This is a genomic window from Nonomuraea sp. NPDC049784 (genome assembly GCF_040659615.1).
In the GTDB taxonomy this organism is placed as follows: Bacteria; Actinomycetota; Actinomycetes; order Streptosporangiales; family Streptosporangiaceae; genus Nonomuraea.
In genome coordinates, this window is record NZ_JBFAMX010000028.1 from 1 (window position 1) to 24,338 (window position 24,338).

Here is a 24,338-nt window from a genome sequence, read left to right on the forward strand (position 1 = left end):
GGGCGCGCTCGCTCAGGTCGTGCTCGCCGCGGACGCTGAACATGATCTGCAGCGCGCGGTCCTTGCCCAGGGAAGGGGCGGCGGTGGTGAGGAAGGCGAAGAAGTCGCTCGCCTCATCGGGGCAGGCCGCGACCCACAGGGCGCCCATGGTCAGTGACGCGTCCCGTACCCACGTGTACCGGTAGTCCCAGTTGCGCTCGCCGCAGGCCCATTCGGGCAGCGACGTCGTGGCGGCCGCTACGATCGCCCCGCTGGGCTGGAAGGACAGCGCCTGCAGCACCCGCCCGCTGTGGTGCACCAGGTCGCGCCACGGACCGTCGTAGGCCTGGTGGAGGCTGGACCACGACTGCCAGGCGACGATCGTGTCGTCCAGCCGGGCCGCCAGTTCCGCCTGGTCCCACACCCGCGCGGGAGTCTCCTGCAGCGTCGAGCGGTGCATCCCGAAGTGCCGCGTTTCGCCCTCTCGCACCGTGAACACGCCGTATCCACTGCAGTCGCCGATGCCGAGGCGGACCGGCGTGGTCAGCACGAGCCACTCGGCGCCGCCGCGGGCGGTCACGCCGCCGTCGACGACGGACAGGATCGGGTAGATCAGGCCGTACTCCGGCCGGGGCCGGTACTCCATCTCCATCGGCACCTCGCCGCCGACGCCGGACACCCGTCGGGCGAGCAGGTGCGGCACACCGACGCCAAGCCGGTGGCCGCCGTCGTCCGGGCCGGTGAGCAGGGCGTCGGTGAGAACGACCGTGCCGCTCCCGGTGCGGAAGGTGGTCTCCAGCACCATCGTCTGTGGTAGGTAGCGGCGCGTCGTCTCATACGGGACGGCCGGGCGGATCGCCCAGTGCCCGGCCTCGTCGTCCAGCAGGCGGGCGAAGACGGACGGCCCGTCGAACCGGGGAAAGCACAGCCACTCGGCCGACCCGCCCGGCTGATCAGGCCGGCGGAATGGCGATCGGACACCAACGCGAGGTCGGCGATGGGTGTGGTGCTCATCAGTGCTCCCGGCTGCCATTGGCATCAAGAACTGGTCGAACTGTCCGCACTGGATCCTGGCGGTGTCGTCGATCCCGACATGGCGGTACACATCTCTGCCGTTGGACTGTCCATCGCTCAGCACGGGCCAAGTCGCTCCGCGGACGTCGACGCGCTGGCTCGATTGATCGGCCGAACACCCTTGACATGCCGCCAGTACGTCCGTGCCGATCCCGACGCCTTGTTTCCGACCGACCGGCCCAGCGGCACGACCCTCCCCGGACGGCTTGCGATCGTGGGCGGCGGATACCAGGGCATCGAGTTCGCCTCAATCTTCCGCAGGTTCGGTTCACAGGTCACCGTGTTCGAAGCCGCTCCGAGAATTCTGGGGCGTGAGGACGGCCGGGCGGCATGACCGGCACATCCTCATGGCTGGGTCCGTCCTACGAGCCCGCGCCACCGGCGGCTTGCAGGGCGTCCGCGGCCGTCAGCAAGGAGGCTCCGAGGAGCACAACGTCCTTCACCAGGAACTGCCCCGCGAGGGACAGCTTCGGTTCCCCGCGGGTCTCTTGCCACGCCTCGGGCATCGTAGCCAGGAAGCTGAGGGTGGTGGCGAACATGCCGACGGCGGCGAGGCTGCCGAGGGCTGACGCTCTCGGCGCAATAGGTTTTGCTCCGATCAGCGAGCCCAGAACGATTTCAGTGACGCCGATCAACCTAGCGACCTTCTTCTCCCCCAATCTGGCGATAAGCCACGAGAGCGGAGGGCTTGAGGTTACGAGGGGACGAATATTTTCTACCTCGTAGTCTTCAAATTTTATTCGCCCAATCTCCAGAAGGTTGATCACAAGTCCATACCGAACGGTCGAAATCCCCACACTACGCACTATTTTTCCGATGCGGTGCATTTCCATGAAATCCTCGCCCCACGCGTCGGTTATATCGCCCAGTCTAGGACTCGAAACATCAACCAACGCTGAGCATCAGGTCATGCTTCACCATCGGTGTCGAGGCCACCGCCGATCACCGCTACGCGGTCGGCGACGACCACGCGGCCGGGCCTTGTCCGTGCGGCTGGTCCGGGATGTGACCACGGGCAGTCCGTACGTTGACCAACCGACCCACCACCGCGCGGGCCGCGTGCTGGACCTGTGGCAGACCGGCAGCAAAGACTGGCCGATCAACACGACCCAGTGGATGTCCCGTCTCGAATGATCTTGTTTGAGTGCGATGCACTGAGCAGGGCGTGTGGAATGTAGGCGAGACAGGCATGGGGTCGGATTCTCAGGTCGTGTTGTCAGCGCGGCGTGGATTCGAGCAGGCGTCTCAGCCTGTGTTGTCGGCGGGGATCGTTTCGGCGTTGCGGGCGAGGCTGAAGTAGCGGTAGAGGGTGGTGCGTGAGGCTTTGAGCTTGCACGGCGATGTCGGCGACGGGTGTTCCGTCGGTGTGGAGCTTGACGGCCTGGGTGACTTGCTGGTCAGTCAGGGCCGGTTTGCGGCCGCCGGTGCGGTCTCGGGCGCGGGCTTTGGCGAGGCCGTCGTTGGTGGTGGCGCTGACGAAGTCTCGCTGGAGTTCCGCGAGGGCGGAGAGCATGCCGAACAGGTCGCGGCCTTCAAAGGATTCGCTGTCGATGTTCTGCTCGATGACCTGGAGTCGGATGCCACGGTTGGTGAGTTCGGTGCCGAGGACGACGAGATTCTGGATGGAGTAGAACAGCCGGTCGAGCCGGGCGATCTTCAAGGTGTCGCCGCGGCGCAGGCCCTTGAGCATGAGGTCACGTTCGGGCCAGATGGCCTTGCTGCCGTTGGCCCGTTCGACACGGATGTTCTCGTCTGGGACACCGGCGTTGATGAGGGCGGTGATCTGCGGGGCGGGGCTTTGGCCGATGACGGTGCGGGCGTATCCCAGAGTGATCGGAGCGGAGGGCCGGTTCGTGGCGGACGTGCGGGCCGGTGTCGTCATGGCTGCTCCAGAGGTCGGTGGGCGGGGCGGTGCGTTTCTCCTCGATCCAGACGCTGAGGGGATCGTTGGTGCCGAACTGGTCGTGTTGGTAGCCGGGTGCCACGCGGGCGCGGACTTCGTTGATGAAACGGCGGAGGTCGAGCAGGGATCCTGTGGCCGGTAGGCGCCTGAGGTCGGGTGCGGCAAGGATTTCCGCGAGGGCGACGACGTCGGGACAGGCACAGGCAGGCTCGGCGAGGGCCTGCTGCTGGTTGCCCGGCCAGCGCGGCCCGCGAAGCATGGTGCGGCGACGATCAAGGGCCTTGGTGCACTTCTTGTTGTCCCACCAGCTCCAGCAGATCCGGCTGGCTTCAGTCATGGCCTGGGCGGCGTGCTCCCATCCATGGCGGTGGATCATGGGCAGATGACGGCTGTTCGCGAGGGAGATCTCGGGCAGAGCAGCGATGTCGAACTGCTGGCCGAGAGGTCCGATCCATCGTTGGTGGCGGCTGCAGATCACGCTGCCGGGTAGAACCCATCGGCGGGCGTAGCGGATGTTCTTGGCAGCCAGACAGAGCCGGCAACCGGGCTGGATCCTCCATCCGGGATGAAAGCGGTCGCGGGTGCCGGAGCCGCCGGTCCGGCTGCGGCTGGCGCAGTACCGCGCGCAGTGGCGGGCGGGGCAACCGCGCCGACTGCTGGTGCGGCTGACACTGCCGGTGGCCGCCTTCGCGGGGGCGGCCTGGGCGTGGAGCTGGTGGGCGGGATTGGTGGCCGCCGCGGTGGTGGCGCTGGTCGACACCGTGAAGCGCTGGCGGGTGCATTCGCCGGCAGGGGCCTGGCGCAAGGGCGCGATCGGGGAGCGGACCACGGCACGGCGGCTGCATGCGCTGAACCTGGCCGGGTACGCGGCACCGCATGACCGGCAGCTGCCGCGAGCGCGGGCGAATATTGTAACCATCTGGTCATCGGTCGGGCTGACGTGATCGTGATCAGCTCGAAGCGCTGGCACCGCAACACGCGCATCTCCGGCCGCCAAGGCCAGTTGTGGATCGGCCGACGCCCGGCCGACACGCTGGTGAAGGCGGCGGCGTTCGAGGCGCGCCGCGTCGCCGAGCTGCTGCGCGCGGCGGGCTGGACGGTGCCGGTAACGGCGGTGATCACGGTGCACGACGCGCGCCTGCTCCGCTGGGGCGTGTTGACGGTGTCCGGCGTGACGCTGCTGAGGGCCAGTCGAGTGTACGGCTGGATCCTGCGCCGCCCCGCCCGGCTGGACGACGGCCAGGTGGCCTCGCCGGGCGCGGCCGCCGAGCGGCTCTTCCCGCCGTACGCGCCGTCCGGCTAATGCCTATCTGTAAATGCGGCTCTTGGTCCGCGTCAGGCGCCTGCCCCTGATGTGGCCGTTGCGGGACCTCCGCTGACGAACGGCAGCCACAGCACGAACCTGGCCCCGCGTGGGGAGTCCTCGACGGTGAGGGTGCCGTGGTGGGCGTGCGCGATGTCGCGGGAGATGGCCAGGCCGAGCCCGCTCCCGCCGGGGTCGCGGCGGCGGCCGTCGTCGAGGCGGACGAACCGTTCGAAGACGCGTTCGCGGTGGGTCGGCGGGATGCCAGGCCCGTCGTCGGTCACCGTGACCGCGACCCCGTCGTCGGCGGGCTCGACGCTGACCTCCACAGCGGACTCGGCGTGCCGCAGAGCGTTGGCCAGGAGGTTGTTCAGCACGCGGATCAGCTGCATGCGCGAGCCGCGGATCTCCGGCCCGGCGAGCGTGTGGACGTTGATCGGCACAGACGAGGACTGCGCGCTCACCTCGGCGGAGACGAGCTCGCCGAGATCGATCTTCTCCGGTGGTAGCGGATCGGTGGCCCGGAGACGGGCGAGCAGCAGCAGGTCGTTGACGATCGCTTCCAGCCGGCCGGCGGTGGCGAGCGAGCTGCGGAGCGCGTCCTGGGCGTCGACGTCGTCCGGGTAGAGCAGCGCCTCCTCCAGGTGTGTGCACAGGGCGGCGATCGGGGTGCGCAGCTCGTGGCTGGTGGAGGAGGCGAACTGGCGTAGCTGCTCCACCGCGGCCTCCAGTTGGCTGAGCGTCTGGTTGACGGTGGTGGCGAGCCGGCTGATCTCGTCGTTGCCCTGCGGTTCGGGGACGCGCAGGCTGAGGTCGCTCACCGTGATCTGCGAGATCTGGGTCCTGATCGCCTCGACGGGACGGAGCGCGCGCCCCACCAGCAGCCACGCGGTCCAGGCGGCGATGCCGGTGACCAGGACGATCCCGGCCGCGAGGGCGTACTCGAGCTGATGGGTGGCCAGCAGGTCCGGCTCTGGAAGGCCGGCGTAGACGACACCCGCGTCCGGTGCCGGGGTCAAACGGATGGCGTGCAGCAGGATGCACCGGTCGTTCGGCGGGCACTCGCGGTGGGGCTGGACACGGGCGTCGGGCGGCGGCCGGAGCCGGCTCAGCGGCAGAGTCGCAGAAGCCTCCCGGCTGGAGTTCACGACTCGGTGATAGACGTCCACGACCTGGATGAGGTCGACCGGCGGGTCGGCGGGTATCGATCGTGGCACGATGCCGCCGCGGGCGACCGGGCTCCACTGGCTGGCCACCCGCTCGGCCTGGCGGAAGGCGCCGGACTGGATCCGGGAGCGGATGGCCAGGTCCAGCGTCGCGCCGAGCACCACCAGGATGCTCATCGCGAACAGCGCCACGATGAGGGTGCACCGAGCGCGGACGGAGCGCGGGCGTGGGCGTGGAAGGAGTGGCATATCACCTCCGTAGGTCTGAAGCCGTCGAACCGATGCAGGACCGGGGCCTGCGATAGCACGTCAGTCATGTGCCTTCACCAGCTGCTCGGCCACGGTGTCGAGCGGTTCCCGCCAGGACTTCGCGAATCGGTCTGAAGCCGCCGTCGTAGTCGTCGGTGTCCGCGTCGTCGCTCGTGACAGTGTCCGCTCCTTTGATGGCGGTGGTCCAGTGGATCGTGTGTCGTAGGCGGAGTCTTAATGAGCCAACACAGGACTATATAGTCCAGTTTTAGGTCTGCCAAATCCTCGGACTGTCGATCCGACCAGCCCGTGACACCGGGCCGGACCGGTCACCGTGTCCGCGGAATGACACTGTCTCCAGCGCGACCTCGCGGCCTACCCTGTCGAACCTGCCCTTCCCTTCCCAGACGCGATACCGCTACGGCCTGCTCTTCAGGCTCTGACGCGGCACCCAACCCCCGCCTGGGTGAATCTGGCCGCCGTCGGCATGGAGCACTTGGTCAGATGGGTGACCCATCGTGACCCGACGGCCCCGTGCGACCGGAATGTCCCGAAGGAGTCGGGATAGCACACAGAGCTGGCCAGGGAGTTCGGGACCATAGAGTCCAATTTCCTATACACGACAGGGCCGTTACGGAAAAGGACCAGTACGTCGAAGCTGTCGGCGTAGGTGCGGTGGCTCGTCGGGGACGTGTGCGGGGATCATGTGAATCACTCTGGCCCGGTTGGATCGCTTCCGGCACCGGGTATAGGTTGCCGGCCGGTTCCCCGTGGGAGCCATTCGGTTGGCCTCGGGAGCGGGTGCGGGGCTCAAGAACTCGAGTACTGCAAGCGCAGAGCCCTTCGTCCGATGGGAGGAAGGGCTCTGGGGCGCCGAATGGCTGGTCCGGTTCACCTGGGATCAGGTTTCGTGATCTTGTCGATGGTGTACGCCGTCACCCGGCGTCTGTTGTCTGAGGTGCCCACCTCCAGCTCATGCTGAACGCCGGTAGCGCCGCCCTCGCCATGGCCAACCTGCCCGACATCACTTCATGAGGTTGTTTACAGCAGACCGAACAGCGTGGGCTCGTGCCCGAGGCCCTCGATCTGAGGGACGGCGAGGTCCTTCGGCTGGGGCCGCCCGCACCACCTCGCGTGGTTCTTCCATACGAAGGCATGCTCGCAGAGACCACCGACTCCCTCCCCACCTCGGCATCAAGAGAGTCTGTGACGAGGTGCGGTGAGGATTGCCGACCGACCCGAGGGAGACGTTGACGAGGCGGGCTGACGCGATGCGCCGGTCAACGTTTTGGGATGTGTGCATCACCCGTCTATATCGTTGTTCGAGGAGGTCATGTGTGTACCCGTCGGGTCCGCCGCACGGATTAGATGACCCGTTCGCGTGGCGGACCCGACGCTGCTCTCCGCGACGAGTCGCTTCGGCTGGCCGCTCGGCCCCACCGATCAGAGTGTGGCCATCACTCCCTACGGGCGTACACGAATGACTGTCTTCCCCTTGCGTCGCTCGGTTGAGTTGAGGGTTGCGACCGCGTTGTCGAGGGACGCGGTGGTTCCGATGTTCGTACGCAGCCGCCCGTCCCGGACTCGCTGCACGATCTCACCCAGCTGGGTGCGATCGGCTTCGACAACGAAATCGATCGCCAGGCCATCGGCGGGGCGGGCCTCGACCGGGCCCACGACCGACACCAGCGTCCCGCCGGTCTTGATCAGAGCCGCCGAGCTCCTCTGGACGTCGCCGCCGATGACATCGAAGACCAGATCGACGCCCCCGACGTCTTTCAGCGCGTCGTTCTCGAGGTCGACGAACTCATGCGCGCCGAAGTCGAGCGCCTTCTCACGGTCGGCGGCGCGTCCAGTGCCGATGACGTAAGCGCCGGCCTCACGTGCGAGCTGGGTCACCATCGTCCCGACTGCTCCGGCTGCGCCATGGGCGAGGACGGTCTGGCCGGCCTGAAGGCGGCCGTGCTGGAACAGCCCCTGCCACGCGGTCAGACCCGAGATGGGCAGGGACGCGCCTACCGTGAAGTCGACGTCGCCGGGCAGCGGTGCGAGGTTGCGTGCTTCAATCGCCACGTACTCCGCGAGGGTGCCGTCGCGGTGCCAGTCGGCGAGGCCGAACACCCGCTGCCCGACCGACAGCCCCGTCGTGCCGTAGCCGAGGGCGGTGACCACTCCGGCCAGCTCGTGGCCGGGGATCGACGGTGTCTTGTCACGGCCGGCGCGATCGGTCCAGGTCGATGGCCATTCCATCTCTGTCGGGACGAAGCCCGATGCATGAATCTGAACGATGACGTCGTTGATCGCCGCGGGCGGCTCAGGCCGCTCCGTCAGCGTCATCCCGGCCGTTCCCGCGGCCTGGTCGGTTACCACAATGGCTTTCATTGAGATCGTCTTCTTCCTCGTATGTGTTCGTAACACGATCACGAGCGGTGCTTCTCCAGCCGCCTCCAGCAGATGAGGCTGCAGGCCGATGAGCCGCGTGCATCGTGAATTCGCAGGTCATGGGCCTGGTGTGCGTGGCGGTTCGGGTACTTTCGCCGGTCGGTGGCCGATCGCCAGTGCCGTGTCGCGCGCTCTGTCCTGGAGCTTCTCGCCGCTGATGGGCATGTCGAAGGTCAGGCGCGGCGGCCGTAGGTGCGCGGATCCACGGGCTGCTCGGACTTGGGAAGCCCGCCGACCACGAGACGGTAGGAGTCGATCACGAGCTCCTTCACCAGCTTCTCGTCGATGGCGCCCCCGCCTTCCACCGTAATCCAGTGCTTCTTGTTCATGTGATAGCCGGGGGTAATGTCCGCGTACTGCTCACGCAGGGCTGCGGCGTCATCCGGATCAGCTTTCAGGATCACGACGGGGCGCCCCGGCATGTCGGTCATGAGCATGAAGACCTTGCCGCGCACCTTGTAGACCTTCCAGTCGGAGCCGAAACGATGCTCCAGGTGGGCGCCGGGCAGTCCCACAGTGCAGTCGCCCGCGATCTTCTGCAGCTCCTGTCCGTCCAAGGTGATCAACTCCTCTGTCGATCCGAGTGCCCTAACCGCCGGCCAAGGCCCAAGGTGGCGTCTCCCGCATGGCCGCCACGAACGGCGGCGCCCGCACGCCGGCAACCTCAACAAGATCGTGTTACGAGCACTATGTGTTGTTGTGGGTTTTGGTTTCCGGGTGGGTGTTTAGATGAAGGTGAACAGCCGGTCGGCGTCGAATCGCGAGATCGGCGTGGTGTACACCCTCTCCGGGTCGGGGTAGCCGAGGGCCAGCAGCACCGTCGTGCTGTGTCCGGTCTCGCGGATCTTGAACGCCTTGTCGACACTGGTCGGGTCGAACCCTTCGAGCGGCGTGGCCTCGACGCCGAGCTCAGCGGCCGCCATCATGGTCAGGCCCACCGCCATGTAGGTCTGCTTCTCCATCCAGTGGTTCAGGTCCTTGTAGCCGTAGTTGCGCAGGTTGAGGAAGTCTCGGGTCATTGATTCCCACAGCTCCTGCTTTGACGGGTCCGGGAACCGGCCGTCGGCCCTCTCCTTCGTGAACACCGCCTCGAGGTGGCTGTCGGGTAGATCTGCCCGGGTGGTAAGGATGATGGTGTGCGACGCGTTCAGGATCTTCTCGGCGTTGTCCTGGAATCGTTCGCCCAGGTTGTTGGCGAGCCGCTCTTTGCCTTCGGGCGTGGCGAGGACGTAGAAGTGGTTGGGCTGTACGTTCACCGATGACGGCGTGGAGCGCAGGAACCTCAGCAGCTGCTGAAGGGTTTCCTCCGGAATGGTCTTGCTGGGGTCGAAATACCTGGTGAGGTGCTTGTTCATGAGCTTGTCGATATTCATGTCAATCTGCCTTCTTCTTGCGATGGGTGGGTGAGGAGCGGTGGTTCGCGGTGTTTTGGGCTAGTTCGTGCCGCGGGCAAGTAGTTCGCTGATGCGCTCGAAGCTGATTCCTGTCGTCGCGGCGGTGAGGTCACCCGCGACGAGAGCCTTGGTGGCCTGTTCGAGTGCCTCCATTGCGTGGGTGTAGAGCGCTGGACCCAAGCTGATGCGCTTGACCCCGGCCTTCTGCAGTTCTGCGACGGTCAGTACCTTGTCCGCCGGTGAGATGAGGACGTTGACCGGTGTCGGCGCGACGGCGGTGACGATCGCGACGAGTGCGTCGAGGTCGGGTGGGTACGGGGCGTAGAGCACATCCGCGCCGGCCTCGGCGAAGGCCGTCAGACGCCGGATGGTGTCGTCGAGATCGGGCCGCCCCTGGATGAAGTTGTCGGTGCGGCCGGTGACGACGATGCGCCCCTTGGCCGCCTCGACGGCGCTGCGTATGCGGTTGACTGCCTCGTCGAAGTCGCGGATCGGCTGATCGGGATTGCCCGAGGTGTCTTCGATCCCGATACCGGCCAGGCCAGACGCCACGGCGGCTTCCACGGTCGCCGCGACGTCTTCAGGCGTGTCGCCGTAGCCGTCCTCGAAGTCTCCGTTGACGGGCAGCCCGGTGAGCCGGCCGAGCAGCCGCGCATGCTCGAGGTGCTCGCCACGGGTGACTTCGTGACGTCCGTCGGACCGGCCGAGTGTGGTGGCGAGTGCCGCCGATGATGTCGCGATCGCCTCGAAGCCGGCATCGGCCAGCATCAACGCCGAGAGGCCGTCCCATGCGTTGGGCATGACGAGGCCACCGTCGCGGGTGTGTAGCGCCATGAACTTCTCATAGAGTTCGGAGCCTGGCATATCGCATCTTTCCTGAGTGATCGTTTGGGGCAGTGAGGGGTTTACCGGGCTGTGTGCGCGGCCTCGACGGGCGTCCCGGCGATCAGCCGGGCGTACCGGCCGAGTTGACGGCGGGGATGTCGATGCCGGTCTGGTTGACGTTGTTGATGAAGTTGGTCAGCAGGACCTGCACCGCCACCGTGACGATCGCCAGGATCTGCGGGTCGGTGTACCCGGCGCCTCGCACAGCCGCGAGGTCGGCGTCGCTCACCTGACCGCGGCTCTCCACCACCTGCTGAGCGAAACGAGCGACCGCAGCGCGCTTGGGATCGATCGAGCTCCCGGCCCGGGCCAAGTCGATGTCATCGCTCGACATGCCACCGAGTTCGGACGATACGTATGTGTGTATCGCCAGGCAGTAATCGCAACCGTTGGCTTGCGACACGGCGAGCGCGATGGTGTGCCGCGTCTTCGCGTCCAGAACCCGGCTCAAGGTGCCCTGCAGTGTCATGACGACGTCGAGGACGGTCGGGTTCGACGCGAGAGTCGCGAACATGTTCGGGACGAAGCCGAACTGTGCGCCGACGCTGTCGAGGATGCCCTTCGCCCCGTCGGGGACGTCGTCAGGAGAGGGAACGCTAAGGCGTGACATTGGAAATCAACTCCGATCGATGGGAATGGTCGTCAGCCGACTCAGGCGAAGTTTTGGGCTAGCCAGCCCACTTTTAGAGTGAACACTGCTCGCGACTGGGCTGTCAAGCCCAATATTCGGTATCGTGTGAAGCATGAAGCCCACGAAGGGAGCCCGGGAGCCTCGCAAGCTCACCGACAAGGGACAGGCCACGCGGGCCCGAATCCTGGAGCACGCCGCGGAGCTCATCTACACCAACGGCGTCCACGCCACGAACAACGAGCAGGTCCGTCACGCCGCCGGCGTCGGCGGATCACAGCTCAACCACTACTTCCCGACCAAGGAGAGTCTCGTCCTGGCAGTGATCGCATGGCAGGCCGAGCGCATACTAGCGCTCCATCGCAGTGAGCAGTTCTCCGGCTTCGACACCCTCGACACGTTTCGGAAGTGGGCGGCGTTCTACGTCGGTTACGAACGCGCCTACCAGGAAGGCTGCAGCCTCGGCTCCCTCGCGAGCGAGATCATCAAGACCGACCTCGACGTTCACGATGAACTCGCGAGCGCGTTCGACCAGTGGAGAGGCGTCTTCCGCGATGGAATCCAGCACATGCAGCGACTCGGCCGCATGAGCGCCGAAGCAGATTCCGCGCAGTTGGCCAACCTGCTCCTTGCTGCCTTCCAGGGCGGCATGCTCCTTGCCCAGGTCGCCCGGGACATCTCTCCGCTGAAGGATGCGTTGCAGACGGCCATCGACTACGTGGAGACCTTCGCGACCACGAGGCCGGACGGTCCTATCGCTGGATCGGCCAGCAGATTGGCGTCACCGCCCGAGCCGTCGAAGGCTCCGTGAAATACCGCCAGCGCCGCCGGCAGCCAACGTTGAGGTGACAACAACGTCGTAAAGGAACACAGCTAGGCCTCCGCCTTCAAGATCATCCCGTGGCGAGTTTCTGCCGTATCTGGGTCATGCCCCTATGAACAGTAACTGGCTGGGCTCTCTTGCGGGGCGGACATGGCGCCTTGGGTCGCCCCGCCAACCAGCAGTCTGCCCGGCTGGTCGGGAGCTCAGGCACCGCCGGCGTCCCCGCCATAGTGACTCCACAGCACATCGGCCTGAACCCGAGCCGTGCGCGCCGCGTCCCGGAGCTGCGGCGGTGCGGCCTCCTCACCAGCCACCCGGTCCAGGACCTCCCCTAGCGCCGCACCCATCGTGATCATCACGTCGTCGAACGGGCCCGCCTCTCCCACCACGGCGAAGTCGAGCTCCGCCTGGGCGAGAGCGATCAGCTGCGCCAAGTCCTGACGCCGGGTCCCACCTCTGTAGCGGCGGACCAGGTGCTCGCCGAGAGCATGGCCGAGCAGCTCGCTCGCGCGGTGGCAGGCCGACTCGCACACCGCGTACGCCGCACGGCGAGGCACTGTGGTCTCATCCAGGACAGCGCTGAGGACGCCAACCACGACGAACCCGCGACGGGCATGTGCCAGGACGACGGGGGGCGGGCTGGCCGGTGCCCGCGCCGAGTTCCAGGCAGATCCCGTTCGGCAGCGGGCCGCCGCGGTCCAGGGCGTCGGTCAGGAAGTCCAGGCGGCCGGTGGCGTGCTCGGCGTCCCAGGCGGGTGCCATCTCTTTGAACAGATCGGTGACCAGGGCGGCCAGCGCGGGCGTCCACACGGCGGGGTCAGTGGCGATCTGGCGGGCCAGCTGGCGGAGTTCGGCGCCGCTCTCGGGGTTGAGGAACCTGTGGACAGCCGTTGGCGGCGCCCGCGAGCAACTTAGCTGGCTGCTTCGGCAGGGTCGTCCTGCGCTGCGTGTACATCCCTCGGTCAGTATGAGCGAGGGGATGGGATCGGCTGGTCGGGCAGCAGCCGGCCAGCGCGGTCCGGACGGCCGGCCCGGCTCACTCCATGCGCGAGCGAGGGCCGCGATCGAGGTGCCGTGGTCCCAGAACGCCGATCGCACGTCCTCAAGCTGGGCGCCGGTCAGCGCGGGCGGCCGGCCGCGGTAGTGGCCTTCGGCCTCCGCTGCGGCGACCCCCTTGGCGGTCAGCTCGTTTTACAGGTCGCACTGGAACTGCTCCACGGCGGTGATCACGTTGATGATCAGGGCTGTCGTCGCATCGTTGGCGGCCAGATCGTGAAAGTTGGGCAGCGGGCCCGACAGGACCCGCAGCACGACGCCGCAGGCTTGGCACCAGTCGCGTACGGCGTGGATGTCGATAAGGTCGCGGCAGAGCCGGAACAACTCCGACACCGTGAGGGTGTCGCCGGGGTGCGCGGCGGCGATCCTGGCGAACGCGGGCCGTTCAAGCGCGGGAATCTTGGAGGTGGTCGCCGGGTCCTCGAACAGCCGCACCCCTTCGGCCGGGTGGAACCCCTCGGCGACGCCCTCGGTCCGGACCAGCAGCCCGGTCTCGGTGAGGATGTGCCGCTGCCGCAGCAGGGACTGGGTCGCGGTGGACGAACGGGAGTAGACGATCCGCACCGGCGCTCCTCAGGAAGGACGGACCCCGGTCTACCCGTCGGAAAATGCTGTGGTCAATTAGAGCTCCGAACCAGCCTGTACCGCTTCAAAAGTCATCGCAGGGTGCTTGACCTGCGGATCGACCTGATACGGCGGTACGGGCAAGATCAGTTCTCGTGTCTGTCCATCTCCTGTATCTGATCGTGGTCCGGGTGTTCGGCTGGCTGGTACTCCTGGGCCGAAGCGAGGCGGTCAAGGACGTCGAGATCATGGTGCTGCGGCATGAGGTGGCGGTGCTGCGGCGTCAGGTCGTCCGACCCAAGCCCCACTGGGCCGATCGAGCGGTCCTGGCCGCGCTGGCGCGACTCCTGCCGCCGAGGTTGCGGGCTCATCGGCTGGTGACGCCGGGCACCCTGCTGGCTTGGCACCGGCGCTTGATCCGAGATCGGTGGACGTATCCGAGCCGGTCCGGCCGCCCGAGGATGAACCAGGAGGTCCGGGACTTGGTGCTGCGCCTGGCGCGGGAGAATCCGGCCTGGGGATACCGTCGGGTGCATGGTGAACTGGCCCGGCTCGGCTATCGCGTGAGTGAAGCGACCGTGCAGCGGATCCTGCGGGGCCGGCGGGTCGGCCCGGCTCCCCGAGACACCGATACCTCGTGGAGGACCTTCCTACGCGCTCAGGCCAAGGGGCTGCTGGCCGTCGATTTCTTCCACGTCGACACAATTTCCTTAAGACGCCTGTACGTGCTGTTCGTGATGGAGATCGCCACCCGGCGCATTCACATCCTCGGTGTGACCGCCCACCCGACCGGAGCGTGGACGGTCCAGCAGACCCGCAACCTACTCATGGACCTCGGCGACCGAGTCGGTTCCTTCCGCTTCCTCATCCACGACCGAGATACCAAGTTCACCAAGGTGTTCGACGCGGTTTTCGCTGGCGCCGGCGTGACAGTGGTGAAGACCCCGCCGCGCACACCGCGGGCCAACTGCTACGCAGAGCGATGGGTGCGCACCGTACGAGCCGAGTGCACCGACCGCATGCTGATCTATAACGAACGGCACGCGCTCGGTGCTGACCGAGTATGTCGACCACTACAACGGTCATCGCCCGCACCAGTCCCGCTCGCAGCGACCACCCGATCACGATGAGCAAACCGTTGTACCGCTGGAAGGCCGGATCGAACGCCGCAAGATACTCGACGGGCTGATCAACGAGTACCACCGAGCCACGTAGCCACTCCGGAGGACTCCCAGCTCAAGCCTTATGCGATGAATTTTGAAGCGGTACAGGCTGGCGACGACCTGTGCAACGCCACCGCCATCCCCATCCCCGGCTCGACCACGGGCTGCGGCCCCTACGTCGGCATGGTGAGTGAGCCGGAGCATGGCCCCCGGATCATCGTCTACCGGGACGGCGACGAGCCGCTCAGCCCCGACGACGCGGAGGCGTTCGCCCAGGCGCTGCTCGCCCAGGTGACCCGGGCCCACGGCGAGGGTCGTAGGTGACCTGGCCTGGAACAGCAGAGAGCCCCAGCGCCTGTTGGGCCTGGGCTTTCCGCGTTCGGCCGTGCAGATTGGAGCCGAGATCATCACTTTACGTAGTCAAATGCATCTATCTGGCTACACATTGTAGTAGTTGCAGTTGAGCACCCTACTTCTGGGCGGTGATGGCATGCGTTCAGATCCCAATGGAACCCACCGTGCAGGCAAGTCTCGCCGATCTTCCGGCGACCCATCGTTGTCCGATAGCCGCTCTCCGAAGACGGACAAGCAGAATGATCGCCTTCCTTTGCTTCTGACGATCCCGGAGGCTGGGAGGGAACTCGGCTTGAGAAAGGATGCTGTTTACAACCGGATCAGCTGCGGCCTCATCGAAGCTGTCGATGTAGCTCGCCCAGGGAGTATGCGGACCCTGCGCATCCCGGCGTCAGCCCTCGAGGCATACATCGCCGGACTGCCCCACGTTGTGTCGTGACGCGCTCCGTCAGTCCATGAGAGAACGAGACGAGCGACTTCCCCTACTGACGATCCCGCAGACGGCCGTGGAGCTTGGGCTGAGCCCCCGTCACCGTCTATGCACTCATCAGCGACGGGGTTCTGGAAGCCGTCGACATAGCCCGGAAAGGCAGCAAGACGACCAAGCTGCGCGTTCCATTGACCGCTCTTGAGGCCTACATCGCCAAGCTGCCCCGTGTTCTGCCTTGACGGTCGAGTGGAGGATGGCTACCCGTCCGTCACTCGGGCTCGCCGCTGTGGGGCTCATCGGCGACAGTTACGTCTTGTGACCGCACCGCGAACTGCACCGCAGCCACCTCGGTCTCACCAATGTCGAACATCCATTGGTAGACCTGGCCGGCCGGTAGCGGCAGGGGTGGTATGGACAGGCCGAAGCTGACGTTCACTGGCAGATTCTTTGAAAGCTCGTCTGCAGGTTGTGCGTTCTGCAGGCTTAGGGCCCCCTCGAACACGATCGCGCGACTCTGCCCATCGTCGTGGAGCAGCTTGACTGGCTCACGATCTTGATCGACTAGGTGCAGGCGAAACTGGACCTGCCTTCCAGCTTCATCCCATGGGATACGAAGGAATCCAGCGACAGCCGAAGGCGGGACCATTGGACCTGTCAGCGACCATCCCGCGCCGAGCATATGCACCTTGCCCGACGATGTGTCGGTTGAGACGGAGTCGGCGAGCACAAGGAAGCCGTGGATCACCGCGCTGCCTGCTTCAAGTCAACGCTGAGCGATCCCGTGGTCTCCCCTTGAACCCCAAGACCAGCCGGCCGGAGTTGGAGCCGCGTGGGCGCGGAGCTGGTCGTTGAGGTGCTGCCAGGTACGGCCACTGCGTGAATGACCTCGACTCCGATCGCCAGCGCATACCGACGTATGGTCGACAGATGCGGGTCGCCGCCCAGGCGTTCGAAGTCAGAGACGGCTGGCTGGCTGCGCCCCATCCGTTCGGCGACTTCGGCTTGGGTGAGCCCGCGATCTCTGCGAATCCTTACAAGCTTCTCGATCAGCTGCATGTCGCGGTCGATAGCAGCGTTCTCGCGCTGTACTTCTGGATCGTCCAGGTCGATGCCTAGCAGTTCTGCGACGTGAGGGTCCATCACAGTCGACCTCCTCTTATCGGGTTCACCTTATATTTCTGCAGCCAATCGGCTAGACGATCCCTCGCCACGGTAATGACTCGGTCCTGAGCGCCTTGGCTTCCCTTCTTGTGGAAGGCCAGCCCGAGCAGGAGATGTTCTCCCCCGGGCCCGTACGCGAAGTACAGCCGATACTCGTTGCTGGCATACGTAAGCTGAGCCTCGAACAGCCCGTGACCGAGCGCCCTGGTGTCCCGCGGCAGCGCGCGGTGGAATTGGATCCTGCTGAGAAGGGCTCCTAGCTCCTTCTTGGGCGGGCCATCGCCCAGGACGTCCTGGATCTCCTCACTCGGCCAGTGCCCCCAGGTCATAGCCACGGAGCGGCCTGTAGGTAGAGCCCCTGAGTGGAGGCAGCTTGTCTCGGCAGCCGGCAAGCTCGTCTTGTATGCAGGCATCCTCGGCTTGACCAAGACCGCGGACCGAGATCCGCACACGGTCGTGGGTGCACTCATCAAAGCGGCGCGGGAGGGCAAGCTGTGCGGAGGCGTTATCGAGGCAGTCGTCGTCTCCTTGTGACCGCCCAGGCATTGGATCCGCCTGTACCGGTTGCCGACGAAGCAAACTCGCCGCGAGAAGACGCCCTCCATGATGTGTCGCCGAAGTCTGCTCTATGCCCGCTAATGCTTTTTTGGCAATTGATCAACACCAGCACGCTGCTTAACAAGTCGCGAAGCATGTCGTAATACATTCAGGTAATGGGCAGAGATGATTCGAAAGAAGCCGTTTTAGCCCGCACCGAAAACGTCTGGCCAAAGGTCCGCAACGCCTTAATTGAGGGCATCAAAACGGCCATCGACCTGCACGAACGTGCTGGATGGGAGTATCAAGACGACAAACACTTATACCAGCATATGATCCGCCGAAAGGCCGTCCAGGTATTTAAATCCCTCAAGCTGGAGGCTGAAGAGGACTCAGACGCAAGTGACACGAGCGTCCTCGCGATGAGCGGGCTCATCCTCTACCTTCCCGATGATGAACCCGACGATGTGGTCCGTATCTGGCATATCGCCACCTCGCACATTCCCAAGCCAGGCACGCCCACCCGGCGAGCCTTCGTCAAGCAGCAGCACAGCGAACAAGATACGCTCATGGATCAACTGTTCGACCCCGTGCGAACGAAGATCGCCCACTGGCGCCATCGGGACGAGCCGAACCATCTGATCGTGCACTGGACCGTCAACGAACACGCCATCGAACGCCTCGACCTGGTTCGTCCGACCGGGATTGGCAGGACGTCCGTCGCCGTTGACTGGCGCGTCAACCTGCTGGAATGGATGGCGGAGCAGTAAGACGGTGATCAGCTTCTCGGAGGCGGCGTGTACTGCTTCAAATCCGTTGCGTGATGCTGATCTGCGGTTTTGACCTTCAGCCACTGTGCCGGCAAGATCGCGCCCTGTGTTGGTTGCCTGCTGTATCTGATCATGCTTCGGGTGTTCGGCTGGCTGGTACTCCTCGGCCGTGGGCGCCTCAGGCGCCCAAGGACGTCGAGATCATGGTGCTCCGGCATGAGGTGGCCGTGCTGACGCGTCAGATCTCCCGGCCGAAGCCGGACTGAGCCGATCGAGCGATTCTGTCAGCGCTACGCCTGCCGCCGACGGAGCGCAGTCTGTGCGCGCGAGCACGCACCGAGCACAGCGCCCTTGGAGTTTCTCCCACGGCAACCCGCACCACAGATACATTATCGCAGGTCAGAGCCACGATATAGGCCTTGCAGCACACGGTTCCAACAGAACGATCCATCGGATTACACACCCAACGCCCCGGACCCGTGCGTCCGATGCTCCGACAGCGCAGGCAGGAGCACTCCTCAAGCGCTGGGAAACCCACGCCAAAAGATCATCCTTCGTCGTCCCAGCTTCGCCCCACCAAACGGACTCGAACACAAGGACCAGGTCAACTTGTGGATCACCTGGTGAAGATAAGCGCGCCCTGCAGGATTCGAACCTGCGACCGTCGGATTAGAAGCAAGATCTTTTAGTGTCGCGCAGTGCCGTCTAGTGGTGGTTCGTGCCACCTCCACGCATTTTGCGTGTCAGACGGTGCCGGGCCCTGACGACGTGTGATGGGGCGTACGAGCACACACCGAGCACGGTGGCCGTCCTATTCGATCGTTGCATCGCTGCTTCCCGGAATGGATTTCTCGCTCCGCACACGCCAGCACCATCCATAGATGACAGTGGCGGTGCTCGGCACGTGCTCCACCCTGGACGCAACTCAAAGATCCCCGCAGCGCAAGCTGCCCGCTCGGATCGAGGTCGTCGATAGTTCCAACTGTCACCCCCTGCGCCGCCCACGTGGGACAAACCACGTGGACGGCGCCGGGAGCGGCGCCAATTTCAGGACGCCGCGGCGGTTCTGATGTGATCGGCCCAGCGGCGACACCGATGACAGCGGCAGCTCCCGATGCGTCCATGCCTGCCTCAGATCCTCGGGGGTGTAGCGGGAAAGCAGATGAAGGTGGAAGTGGAATACGGTCTCCTAGGTCGTAGGGCCGGTGTCGTGCCAGATGTTCATCCCGCCCGGTTCCAGCACCCCGCATCAGCAGGCCCGCGCAGTCCGAGCCAGATAATGGGCCGATGAAGGTACGGATCGGGATAGCGCCGCCACCTGGAGACACCCCCGGCCACCTCGCCGGGCTCGCGAAGCGGACCGAGGCTCTCGGGATCGACTCCCTGTGGCTGTCGGAGATCGTCCACGGGCCGTCCGTCGAGCCCATCGTCGGCATGGCCTACACGCTCGCCGCCACTCGCAGGCTGAAGGTCGGCACGGGGGTGGCGATCCTGCCGGGCCGCCACCCGGTACGGGTAGCCAAGCAACTCGCATCGCTGGCCGCGCTCGCCCCCAAGCGCGTGCTGCCGGCCTTCGGGCTGACGCCGGCCAGGCCCGCCGAACGGGAAGCGTTCCCCGTTCCCGGGCCACGCGGCGCGGTGTTCGACGAGTCGCTCGAACTCCTCAGGCTGCTCCTGCGGCAGGAAAAGGTGACCTTCCACGGCGAGTTCTTCACGGTGGAGAACGCCGGAGTCGGCCCGCTGCCGGCCAGGCCGCTCGACATCTGGGTCGGCGGCAGCGGGGAGCGCGCCCTGCGCCGCGCCGGCCGACTCGCCGACGGCTGGCTGGCCAGCTTCCTCACCCCGGACCAGGCCGCCGCCGGCCGTACGGCGATCGCGGCGCACGCGGCCGAGGCCGGCCGCGAGATCGAAGCCGACCACTACGGCACCAGCCTCGCGGTAGCCGCGACCGAGATCCCCGCCACCGCAATCGACGCCATCGCCAGGCGCAACCCGGGCGCCGACCCCGCCGAGATCGTCCCGGTCGGCTGGGCCGCCGCCCGCGACCTGATCGGGCGCTTCGTCGAGGCCGGGATCACCAAGTTCGTCGTACGGCCCGCCACGCCCGTGCCCTCGGCCGAGCGCTGGCTCGACGAGTTCGCCGACCACCTCATGCCGCTGCAGAACTGAGCACAACCCTGAAGAGCCCCCCGAACGAGAAGGACACCCCACTGTGAGAATCACCGACGCCAAGGTGATCGTGACCAGTCCGGGCCGCAACCACGTGACCCTCAAGACCGTGACCGACACCAGGGATGACCGGAGTCGGCAACGCCACCACAACGGGCGTGAGCCGGCGGTCGCCGCTACCTGTCCGACCACGTAGTGCCGCTGCTGATCGCCTGCGACACGGCCCGGATCAAAGACATCTGGCAGTACCTGTGCAAGGGGGCCACCGAAGGGGGCGAAGGGTGATGCGAGCGGTACACTCGTCTGCGAGCTTGCGTCCAACCTTTGTGGACTCTGCGGCAGAGGATGTTGCTGATCCGCCTTCACCGGCCCCCTGCATCCTGTAGGGCGTCAATACTCGCGCACGTGGTTTGAGCTGGGGCTTCTTCGACCGAGCTATGTGGCTCGGCGGTACTCTTGATCGCTCCTCCGAGTACCTTGTGGCGTTCGATCCGGCCTTCCATCGGCACCAACACATGCACATCTTGATTGGGTGGCCGTTGCCCACGACCCTGATGAAGCCGATGGTCGTTGTAGTGATCGAGATATTCGTTCAACGCCGAGCGTGAGCGTCACAGATGTGATCAACGAGTACCGCAGAGCAGCCTGATCTCCCTGCAAACGCCCAGCTCAGCAGCGGTATCCGCGTTTTGGCACCGCACAGGCGCAGGACCTCGCGCGGCAGCGAGGTCAGGAGCGCGGCGAGAAAGGCCTGGTCCTCGGCTGCGAATCTTACTTTGGTGTCAGCGCCGAGTTGGCGTTCAAGGACGGTGATCTGGTGGCGCAGGGCGAGAATCTCGACATCCTTGTCGCGATCGCTCATGGGCAGTAACCGCAGTGCGGCGAATGTGTTCGTGACGGTCAGGTAGGCCAGGCGAAGGAGCACGGCCGATCATCCTGCCGCACTTGGTTCCGTGTCCTGAGTGGCCAGAGCTTGCGCCGCCACGCGAAGCCCTCGCAGAGTCATGACCTGGGCGGATGTAATTATCGGCAGGCGCAGTCCCGTCCCAGCAGTGGATGTCATCCGGCCAGCCGTGCACGGCCACGACCGGACATCCGTCCTGCGGGCCCGAGACCTCGTAGCCGATGGACAGGTCAGGAGTGCGGATGTGTTCCATGTCCGCCCACTACCCGTGAGATCGCAGGTCAGGGGCGGCGAACCCCATCAAGGTTTCAGTAAGGTTTCGGGCTCTTGACAGGAGGATGGCCGGGCCGCACTATCTTCACCACTAACTTTATTCCTAAAGAAAGTCGTCTCACATGGCAGGCACGGACCGCGGCGACCTCACCAGGACGGCGATTCTCGCTCTCCTGGGCACGGTCGGCCCGTTGAGCCGCAGCGAGATAGCCCGCGAGTTGGATCTCAGCCCGGCCACCGTCACGCAGCTCACCAAGGAGCTCATCGGGCACGGGATGCTGGAGGAGCTGGATCTCAAGCCGTCGCGAGGCGGCCGTCCGGCCCAGCGGCTCGGCGTGGTGGGCAGTGCCGGGCGGGCGCTCGGCGTGAAGGTGACGGCCGACCACCTGGTGCTGGTGGACGTACGGCTCGACGGCGAGGTGCTCGGCTCCTGGGAGACGCCGTACGACCCGGCGGCGCCCGGCGCACTCGACCAGCTGGCGGACGCGGTGGAGTCGGTGGTCCGCGAGATCTCCGGGGTTCCACCGCTGCTGGGGGTCGGGGTCGGGGTACCCGGCAGCGTGGACGACCAGGCGGTCGGCACGGTCAACGCGCCGACGCTCGGCTGGCAGGCCATGCCGGTGGGCGACCGGCTGCGCCGCAGGCTCAACCTGCCCGTCCTGGTCGAGAACGACGTGAACGCGCTGGCCGCGGCCGAACGCCTGTACGGCCGGGGGCGCACGCATCGTGACTTCCTCGTACTGACGATCGGGCGCGGCGTCGGCGCGGCGATCGTCGCGGACGGCCGGGTCTACCGGGGCGCCCGGGGCGGCGCGGGCGAGTTCGGCCACCTGCCGGTAGCCCCCGACGGCCCGCCGTGCGGCTGCGGCGCCCGAGGCTGCCTGGAGGCGTTCGTCGGCTCGGCGGGCCTGCTCGCCGCCGCCCACACCAGGACGGCCGACCGGCAAGCCGCCGAGGCCAGGACGGGCGACCTCCAACCGGACCCGCGCGACCCGCTCGGGGCGGTGGACGCGCTCGGACGGGCCGCCGCGGGTGGCGACGTGGGGGCGCGTGAGGTGTTCGCCGAGGCCGGGGCGATTCTGGGCCGGGCCACGGCGGGGCTGATCAACGTGGTGGACCCCGAGGTCGTGGTGGTGCTCGGCGAGGGCACGGCCGACTGGCCGCTGTGGCGTACCGGCTTCGAACCGGCGCTGCGGGAACAGCTGTATCCCGGGCGGCGCGACATCTCCGTCGAGGTGGAGAGCTGGGACGACACGAGCTGGGCCCAGGGGGCGGCGGCACTGGTGCTGGCCACCCCGTTCGACGCCGCCGGCGCGGCGGGCGAGCAGGGCCGCCTGGTCCGCGCCCGCCTGATCGGAGCGGCCTCATGAGCGTCCGGCAGGCGCTTCCCGATGCCCCGGCCAAACCGCGGGTCACCCACGAGCGCCCGAGGCGGCGCGGCAGGTGGCGTCACGCGGGCACGGTCGCGGTGTTCCTGCTGCCGAGCCTGGTGCCGCTGACCCTCTACACGTTGATCCCGATGGTCGGCTCGTTCTGGACCAGCCTGCACGAATGGGACCTCATCACCGACATGCGGTGGGTGGGCCTGGACAACTACGTCGAGCTTATCGGCGACCCCGACACCAGGGCCGCGTTCCTGCACACGCTGTACTTCATCGCCGGTTACCTGCCGCTCGTCTACCTCGGTGGCCTGGGACTCGCGGTGCTGCTCAACCGGGCGATGCCCGCGCGCGGCCTGTTGCGCGGCGTGTACTTCCTGCCGGTGATCACGAGCTGGGTGGTCGTCGCACTGATGTGGAAATGGCTGCTCAACCCGGCCAGCGGCGTCGTCAACTGGGCGCTCGGCCTGGTCGGCGTGAGCGGGCCCGGCTGGTGGACCGACCCCGACTGGGCGATGCCGTCGATCATCCTCGCCTCGGCGTGGAAGGACCTGGGCTTCGTGATGATCATCCTGCTGGCGGGACTGCAGGCGATCCCCCGCGAGTTCCAGGAGGCCGCCATGGTGGACGGCGCCACGCCCTGGCGCAGGTTCCGGCACATCACGCTGCCACTGCTGTCGCCCTCGACGTTCTTCGTGGTGGTGATCTCGCTGATCAACGGCTTCCAGGTGTTCGACCAGGTCAAGATCATGACGGGCGGCGGGCCGGGCGGCGCGACGCAGGTGGTGGTCTCGCAGATCTACGACCTCACCTTCCGGTACGGCAGGGCCGGCGCCGCCTCCGCGCTGTCCTGGCTGTTGTTCGTGCTCGTGCTGCTCGTGACCATCGTGCAGATCCGGGGCCAGAGGCGGTGGGTCACCTATGGGTAAGGTCCTGCGCTTCCTGCTCGTGGGTCTCGGCACACTGGTCATGCTGTTCCCGTTCGCCTGGGCGCTGATCACGTCGATCACGCCGAGCGACGCCGTACTGGCCGTGCCGCCGGACTTCACCCCCGAGGGCGCGAGCCTGGACGCCTACGGCAGGCTGCTGGAGACGCTGCCGTTCTGGCGGATCGTGCTCAACAGCGCCTGGATCGGCGCCGCCTCCACCACGTTGCAGCTGGTCACCAGCACGATGGCGGCCTACGCGTTCGCCCGGCTGCCCTTCCCGGGCCGGGGCGCGTTGTTCGCGGTCTATCTCACGACGCTGATGATGCCGCTGCCGGTGCTGGTCGTTCCGCTGTTCATCGAGATGCGCACGTTCAACCTGGTCGACACGTACTTCGCGCTGCTCGCGCCGACGATCGCCTCGGCGTTCGGCGTGTTCCTGCTGCGGCAGGCCATCAACCAGGTGCCCCGGGAGTTCGACGAGGCGGCCGTCCTGGACGGCGCCGGACATTTCCGCATCTTCCTGTACGTGGTGCTGCCGCTGATCCGCCCGGCCCTGGCCACGTTCGCCATCTTCGGCTTCATGGCCAGCTGGAACAGCTACCTGTGGCCGCTGATCATCATCAAGTCGCCCGAGTTCATGACGCTGCCGCTGGGCCTGGCAACCCTGCACGGCCAGTTCACCACGCAGTGGGACGTGGTGATGGCGGGCTCTGTCGTCAGTGTTGTCCCGATCCTCATCCTGTACGTCTTCGCGCAGAAGCACGTCATCGCCAGCGTCGCGCAGAGCGGGCTCAAGTAAAGGA

General features: G+C 66.3%; 30 protein-coding genes. 13 read left to right on the plus strand and 17 right to left on the minus strand.

All coding sequences use genetic code 11. The features are described 5' to 3' along the window. On the minus strand, positions 1-907 hold a 907-nt coding region (locus AB0J09_RS09875; RefSeq protein WP_360688100.1), incomplete at its 3' end, for a glycoside hydrolase family 15 protein. Here AB0J09_RS09875 and AB0J09_RS09880 point away from each other — a divergent pair. Continuing rightward, positions 842-1,387 carry an NAD-binding protein gene (locus AB0J09_RS09880; RefSeq protein ID WP_360687994.1) on the plus strand — a complete coding sequence of 182 codons (546 nt, stop codon included), beginning with the start codon at positions 842-844 and terminating at the stop codon, positions 1,385-1,387. The genes AB0J09_RS09875 and AB0J09_RS09880 overlap by 66 nt on opposite strands. Positions 1,388-1,415: 28 nt before the next feature. Here AB0J09_RS09880 and AB0J09_RS09885 read toward each other — a convergent pair whose 3' ends face one another. The 3 genes from AB0J09_RS09885 to AB0J09_RS09895 form a co-directional block, all read right to left on the minus strand. Next, entirely contained in the window at positions 1,416-1,886 is a 471-nt protein-coding gene (locus tag AB0J09_RS09885; RefSeq protein ID WP_360687997.1) for a DUF417 family protein, read from the minus strand. Positions 1,887-2,269: 383 nt separating this feature from the next. Next, positions 2,270-2,860, minus strand: a complete 591-nt coding sequence (locus AB0J09_RS09890; RefSeq protein WP_360688103.1) for a recombinase family protein — start codon at positions 2,858-2,860, stop codon at positions 2,270-2,272. Further along, entirely contained in the window at positions 2,748-3,434 is a 687-nt protein-coding gene (locus AB0J09_RS09895) for a hypothetical protein (RefSeq protein WP_360688112.1), read from the minus strand. The genes AB0J09_RS09890 and AB0J09_RS09895 overlap by 113 nt, the downstream gene beginning before the upstream one ends. 103 nt (positions 3,435-3,537) lie before the next feature. On the opposite strand from AB0J09_RS09895, the gene AB0J09_RS09900 reads away from it, so the two are divergent. Both AB0J09_RS09900 and AB0J09_RS09905 read left to right on the plus strand, forming a co-directional pair. After that, positions 3,538-3,900, plus strand: coding sequence for a hypothetical protein (locus tag AB0J09_RS09900; protein ID WP_360687999.1), 363 nt, complete (start codon positions 3,538-3,540; stop codon positions 3,898-3,900). Positions 3,901-3,902: 2 nt separating this feature from the next. Next, a complete protein-coding gene (locus tag AB0J09_RS09905) occupies positions 3,903-4,259 on the plus strand; it encodes a hypothetical protein (protein WP_360688002.1) in 357 nt (118 codons plus the stop codon). Positions 4,260-4,291: 32 nt separating this feature from the next. On the opposite strand, the gene AB0J09_RS09910 is transcribed toward AB0J09_RS09905, so the two are convergent. The 6 genes from AB0J09_RS09910 to AB0J09_RS09935 form a co-directional block, all read right to left on the minus strand. Next, positions 4,292-5,674 (minus strand): ATP-binding protein, encoded by a 1,383-nt coding sequence (locus AB0J09_RS09910; RefSeq protein WP_360688005.1) that lies wholly within the window; start codon positions 5,672-5,674, stop codon positions 4,292-4,294. Between the two features lie 1,464 nt (positions 5,675-7,138). After that, a complete protein-coding gene (locus AB0J09_RS09915) occupies positions 7,139-8,011 on the minus strand; it encodes an NADP-dependent oxidoreductase (RefSeq protein WP_360688008.1) in 873 nt (290 codons plus the stop codon). 278 nt (positions 8,012-8,289) lie between these two features. Beyond that, the gene (locus AB0J09_RS09920) at positions 8,290-8,673 is read right to left on the minus strand and encodes an MmcQ/YjbR family DNA-binding protein (protein ID WP_360688011.1); all 384 of its coding nucleotides are present in this window, start codon (positions 8,671-8,673) and stop codon (positions 8,290-8,292) included. Positions 8,674-8,841: 168 nt separating this feature from the next. After that, complete coding sequence (locus AB0J09_RS09925; RefSeq protein WP_360688014.1) at positions 8,842-9,489, minus strand: nitroreductase family protein; 648 nt, start codon at positions 9,487-9,489, stop codon at positions 8,842-8,844. A 60-nt stretch (positions 9,490-9,549) separates the two neighbouring features. Beyond that, entirely contained in the window at positions 9,550-10,344 is a 795-nt protein-coding gene (locus tag AB0J09_RS09930; protein ID WP_360688017.1) for an isocitrate lyase/phosphoenolpyruvate mutase family protein, read from the minus strand. 112 nt (positions 10,345-10,456) lie between these two features. Further along, a complete protein-coding gene (locus AB0J09_RS09935) occupies positions 10,457-10,909 on the minus strand; it encodes a carboxymuconolactone decarboxylase family protein (protein WP_360688019.1) in 453 nt (150 codons plus the stop codon). A 229-nt stretch (positions 10,910-11,138) separates the two neighbouring features. Between AB0J09_RS09935 and AB0J09_RS09940 the strand changes: the two genes are divergently transcribed. Beyond that, entirely contained in the window at positions 11,139-11,834 is a 696-nt protein-coding gene (locus tag AB0J09_RS09940; RefSeq protein WP_360688022.1) for a TetR/AcrR family transcriptional regulator, read from the plus strand. Positions 11,835-12,049: 215 nt separating this feature from the next. Here the strand turns inward: AB0J09_RS09940 and AB0J09_RS09945 are convergent, their stop codons facing one another. The 3 genes from AB0J09_RS09945 to AB0J09_RS09955 form a co-directional block, all read right to left on the minus strand. Continuing rightward, entirely contained in the window at positions 12,050-12,403 is a 354-nt protein-coding gene (locus tag AB0J09_RS09945; protein WP_360688025.1) for a hypothetical protein, read from the minus strand. 7 nt (positions 12,404-12,410) lie between these two features. After that, positions 12,411-12,656, minus strand: a complete 246-nt coding sequence (locus AB0J09_RS09950; protein ID WP_360688028.1) for a hypothetical protein — start codon at positions 12,654-12,656, stop codon at positions 12,411-12,413. Between the two features lie 381 nt (positions 12,657-13,037). Further along, a complete protein-coding gene (locus tag AB0J09_RS09955; RefSeq protein ID WP_360688031.1) occupies positions 13,038-13,466 on the minus strand; it encodes a recombinase family protein in 429 nt (142 codons plus the stop codon). A 155-nt stretch (positions 13,467-13,621) separates the two neighbouring features. Between AB0J09_RS09955 and AB0J09_RS09960 the strand changes: the two genes are divergently transcribed. Both AB0J09_RS09960 and AB0J09_RS09965 read left to right on the plus strand, forming a co-directional pair. Then, positions 13,622-14,596, plus strand: a complete 975-nt coding sequence (locus AB0J09_RS09960) for a helix-turn-helix domain-containing protein (protein WP_360688035.1) — start codon at positions 13,622-13,624, stop codon at positions 14,594-14,596. Between the two features lie 120 nt (positions 14,597-14,716). Further along, a complete protein-coding gene (locus AB0J09_RS09965; RefSeq protein WP_360688038.1) occupies positions 14,717-14,953 on the plus strand; it encodes a hypothetical protein in 237 nt (78 codons plus the stop codon). 728 nt (positions 14,954-15,681) lie between these two features. On the opposite strand, the gene AB0J09_RS09970 is transcribed toward AB0J09_RS09965, so the two are convergent. Together AB0J09_RS09970 and AB0J09_RS09975 are read right to left on the minus strand one after the other, a co-directional pair. Next, positions 15,682-16,158: a hypothetical protein gene (locus tag AB0J09_RS09970; RefSeq protein WP_360688041.1), complete on the minus strand. Its 477-nt coding sequence runs from the start codon at positions 16,156-16,158 to the stop codon at positions 15,682-15,684. After that, entirely contained in the window at positions 16,155-16,397 is a 243-nt protein-coding gene (locus AB0J09_RS09975) for a hypothetical protein (protein ID WP_360688106.1), read from the minus strand. The genes AB0J09_RS09970 and AB0J09_RS09975 overlap by 4 nt, the downstream gene beginning before the upstream one ends. On the opposite strand from AB0J09_RS09975, the gene AB0J09_RS09980 reads away from it, so the two are divergent. Further along, positions 16,290-16,529: a hypothetical protein gene (locus AB0J09_RS09980; protein WP_360688115.1), complete on the plus strand. Its 240-nt coding sequence runs from the start codon at positions 16,290-16,292 to the stop codon at positions 16,527-16,529. The genes AB0J09_RS09975 and AB0J09_RS09980 overlap by 108 nt on opposite strands. A gap of 23 nt (positions 16,530-16,552) precedes the next feature. Here AB0J09_RS09980 and AB0J09_RS09985 read toward each other — a convergent pair whose 3' ends face one another. Further along, the gene (locus tag AB0J09_RS09985; protein WP_360688044.1) at positions 16,553-16,909 is read right to left on the minus strand and encodes a type II toxin-antitoxin system RelE/ParE family toxin; all 357 of its coding nucleotides are present in this window, start codon (positions 16,907-16,909) and stop codon (positions 16,553-16,555) included. Positions 16,910-17,287: 378 nt separating this feature from the next. Between AB0J09_RS09985 and AB0J09_RS09990 the strand changes: the two genes are divergently transcribed. The 3 genes from AB0J09_RS09990 (at position 17,288) to AB0J09_RS10000 (ending at position 20,246) form a co-directional block, all read left to right on the plus strand. Continuing rightward, positions 17,288-17,881 (plus strand): hypothetical protein, encoded by a 594-nt coding sequence (locus AB0J09_RS09990; RefSeq protein WP_360688047.1) that lies wholly within the window; start codon positions 17,288-17,290, stop codon positions 17,879-17,881. A gap of 1,287 nt (positions 17,882-19,168) precedes the next feature. Continuing rightward, the gene (locus AB0J09_RS09995; RefSeq protein WP_360688050.1) at positions 19,169-20,050 is read left to right on the plus strand and encodes a TIGR03854 family LLM class F420-dependent oxidoreductase; all 882 of its coding nucleotides are present in this window, start codon (positions 19,169-19,171) and stop codon (positions 20,048-20,050) included. A gap of 43 nt (positions 20,051-20,093) precedes the next feature. Continuing rightward, positions 20,094-20,246: a hypothetical protein gene (locus tag AB0J09_RS10000; protein ID WP_319713212.1), complete on the plus strand. Its 153-nt coding sequence runs from the start codon at positions 20,094-20,096 to the stop codon at positions 20,244-20,246. A 396-nt stretch (positions 20,247-20,642) separates the two neighbouring features. Here AB0J09_RS10000 and AB0J09_RS10005 read toward each other — a convergent pair whose 3' ends face one another. Next, complete coding sequence (locus AB0J09_RS10005; protein WP_360688053.1) at positions 20,643-20,975, minus strand: hypothetical protein; 333 nt, start codon at positions 20,973-20,975, stop codon at positions 20,643-20,645. 374 nt (positions 20,976-21,349) lie between these two features. On the opposite strand from AB0J09_RS10005, the gene AB0J09_RS10010 reads away from it, so the two are divergent. From AB0J09_RS10010 to AB0J09_RS10020, 3 genes are read left to right on the plus strand one after another with little or no spacing between them, the layout of a single operon-like run. Beyond that, positions 21,350-22,597 carry an ROK family transcriptional regulator gene (locus tag AB0J09_RS10010; protein ID WP_360688056.1) on the plus strand — a complete coding sequence of 416 codons (1,248 nt, stop codon included), beginning with the start codon at positions 21,350-21,352 and terminating at the stop codon, positions 22,595-22,597. Beyond that, positions 22,594-23,535 carry a sugar ABC transporter permease gene (locus tag AB0J09_RS10015; RefSeq protein ID WP_360688059.1) on the plus strand — a complete coding sequence of 314 codons (942 nt, stop codon included), beginning with the start codon at positions 22,594-22,596 and terminating at the stop codon, positions 23,533-23,535. The genes AB0J09_RS10010 and AB0J09_RS10015 overlap by 4 nt, the downstream gene beginning before the upstream one ends. Beyond that, entirely contained in the window at positions 23,528-24,334 is an 807-nt protein-coding gene (locus tag AB0J09_RS10020; protein ID WP_319713205.1) for a carbohydrate ABC transporter permease, read from the plus strand. Before AB0J09_RS10015 ends, AB0J09_RS10020 begins: the two co-directional genes overlap by 8 nt. The last annotated feature ends 4 nt before the right edge of the window (positions 24,335-24,338 follow it).

What these genes read in the sequence shown, in the direction of transcription:
- AB0J09_RS09910 (WP_360688005.1), bottom strand. Translation starts at nt 5,674, where the DNA reads ATGCCACTCCTTCCACGCCCACGCCCGCGCTCCGTCCGCGCTCGGTGC.
- AB0J09_RS10010 (WP_360688056.1), top strand. Translation starts at nt 21,350, where the DNA reads ATGGCAGGCACGGACCGCGGCGACCTCACCAGGACGGCGATTCTCGCT.
- AB0J09_RS09935 (WP_360688019.1), bottom strand. Translation starts at nt 10,909, where the DNA reads ATGTTCGCGACTCTCGCGTCGAACCCGACCGTCCTCGACGTCGTCATG.
- AB0J09_RS09930 (WP_360688017.1), bottom strand. Translation starts at nt 10,344, where the DNA reads ATGGCGCTACACACCCGCGACGGTGGCCTCGTCATGCCCAACGCATGG.
- AB0J09_RS09940 (WP_360688022.1), top strand. Translation starts at nt 11,139, where the DNA reads ATGAAGCCCACGAAGGGAGCCCGGGAGCCTCGCAAGCTCACCGACAAG.
- AB0J09_RS09925 (WP_360688014.1), bottom strand. Translation starts at nt 9,489, where the DNA reads ATGAATATCGACAAGCTCATGAACAAGCACCTCACCAGGTATTTCGAC.
- AB0J09_RS10020 (WP_319713205.1), top strand. Translation starts at nt 23,528, where the DNA reads ATGGGTAAGGTCCTGCGCTTCCTGCTCGTGGGTCTCGGCACACTGGTC.
- AB0J09_RS09965 (WP_360688038.1), top strand. Translation starts at nt 14,717, where the DNA reads ATGAATTTTGAAGCGGTACAGGCTGGCGACGACCTGTGCAACGCCACC.
- AB0J09_RS09885 (WP_360687997.1), bottom strand. Translation starts at nt 1,886, where the DNA reads ATGGAAATGCACCGCATCGGAAAAATAGTGCGTAGTGTGGGGATTTCG.
- AB0J09_RS09915 (WP_360688008.1), bottom strand. Translation starts at nt 8,011, where the DNA reads ATGACGCTGACGGAGCGGCCTGAGCCGCCCGCGGCGATCAACGACGTC.
- AB0J09_RS09995 (WP_360688050.1), top strand. Translation starts at nt 19,169, where the DNA reads ATGAAGGTACGGATCGGGATAGCGCCGCCACCTGGAGACACCCCCGGC.
- AB0J09_RS10015 (WP_360688059.1), top strand. Translation starts at nt 22,594, where the DNA reads ATGAGCGTCCGGCAGGCGCTTCCCGATGCCCCGGCCAAACCGCGGGTC.
- AB0J09_RS09990 (WP_360688047.1), top strand. Translation starts at nt 17,288, where the DNA reads ATGGGCAGAGATGATTCGAAAGAAGCCGTTTTAGCCCGCACCGAAAAC.
- AB0J09_RS09975 (WP_360688106.1), bottom strand. Translation starts at nt 16,397, where the DNA reads ATGGGGCGCAGCCAGCCAGCCGTCTCTGACTTCGAACGCCTGGGCGGC.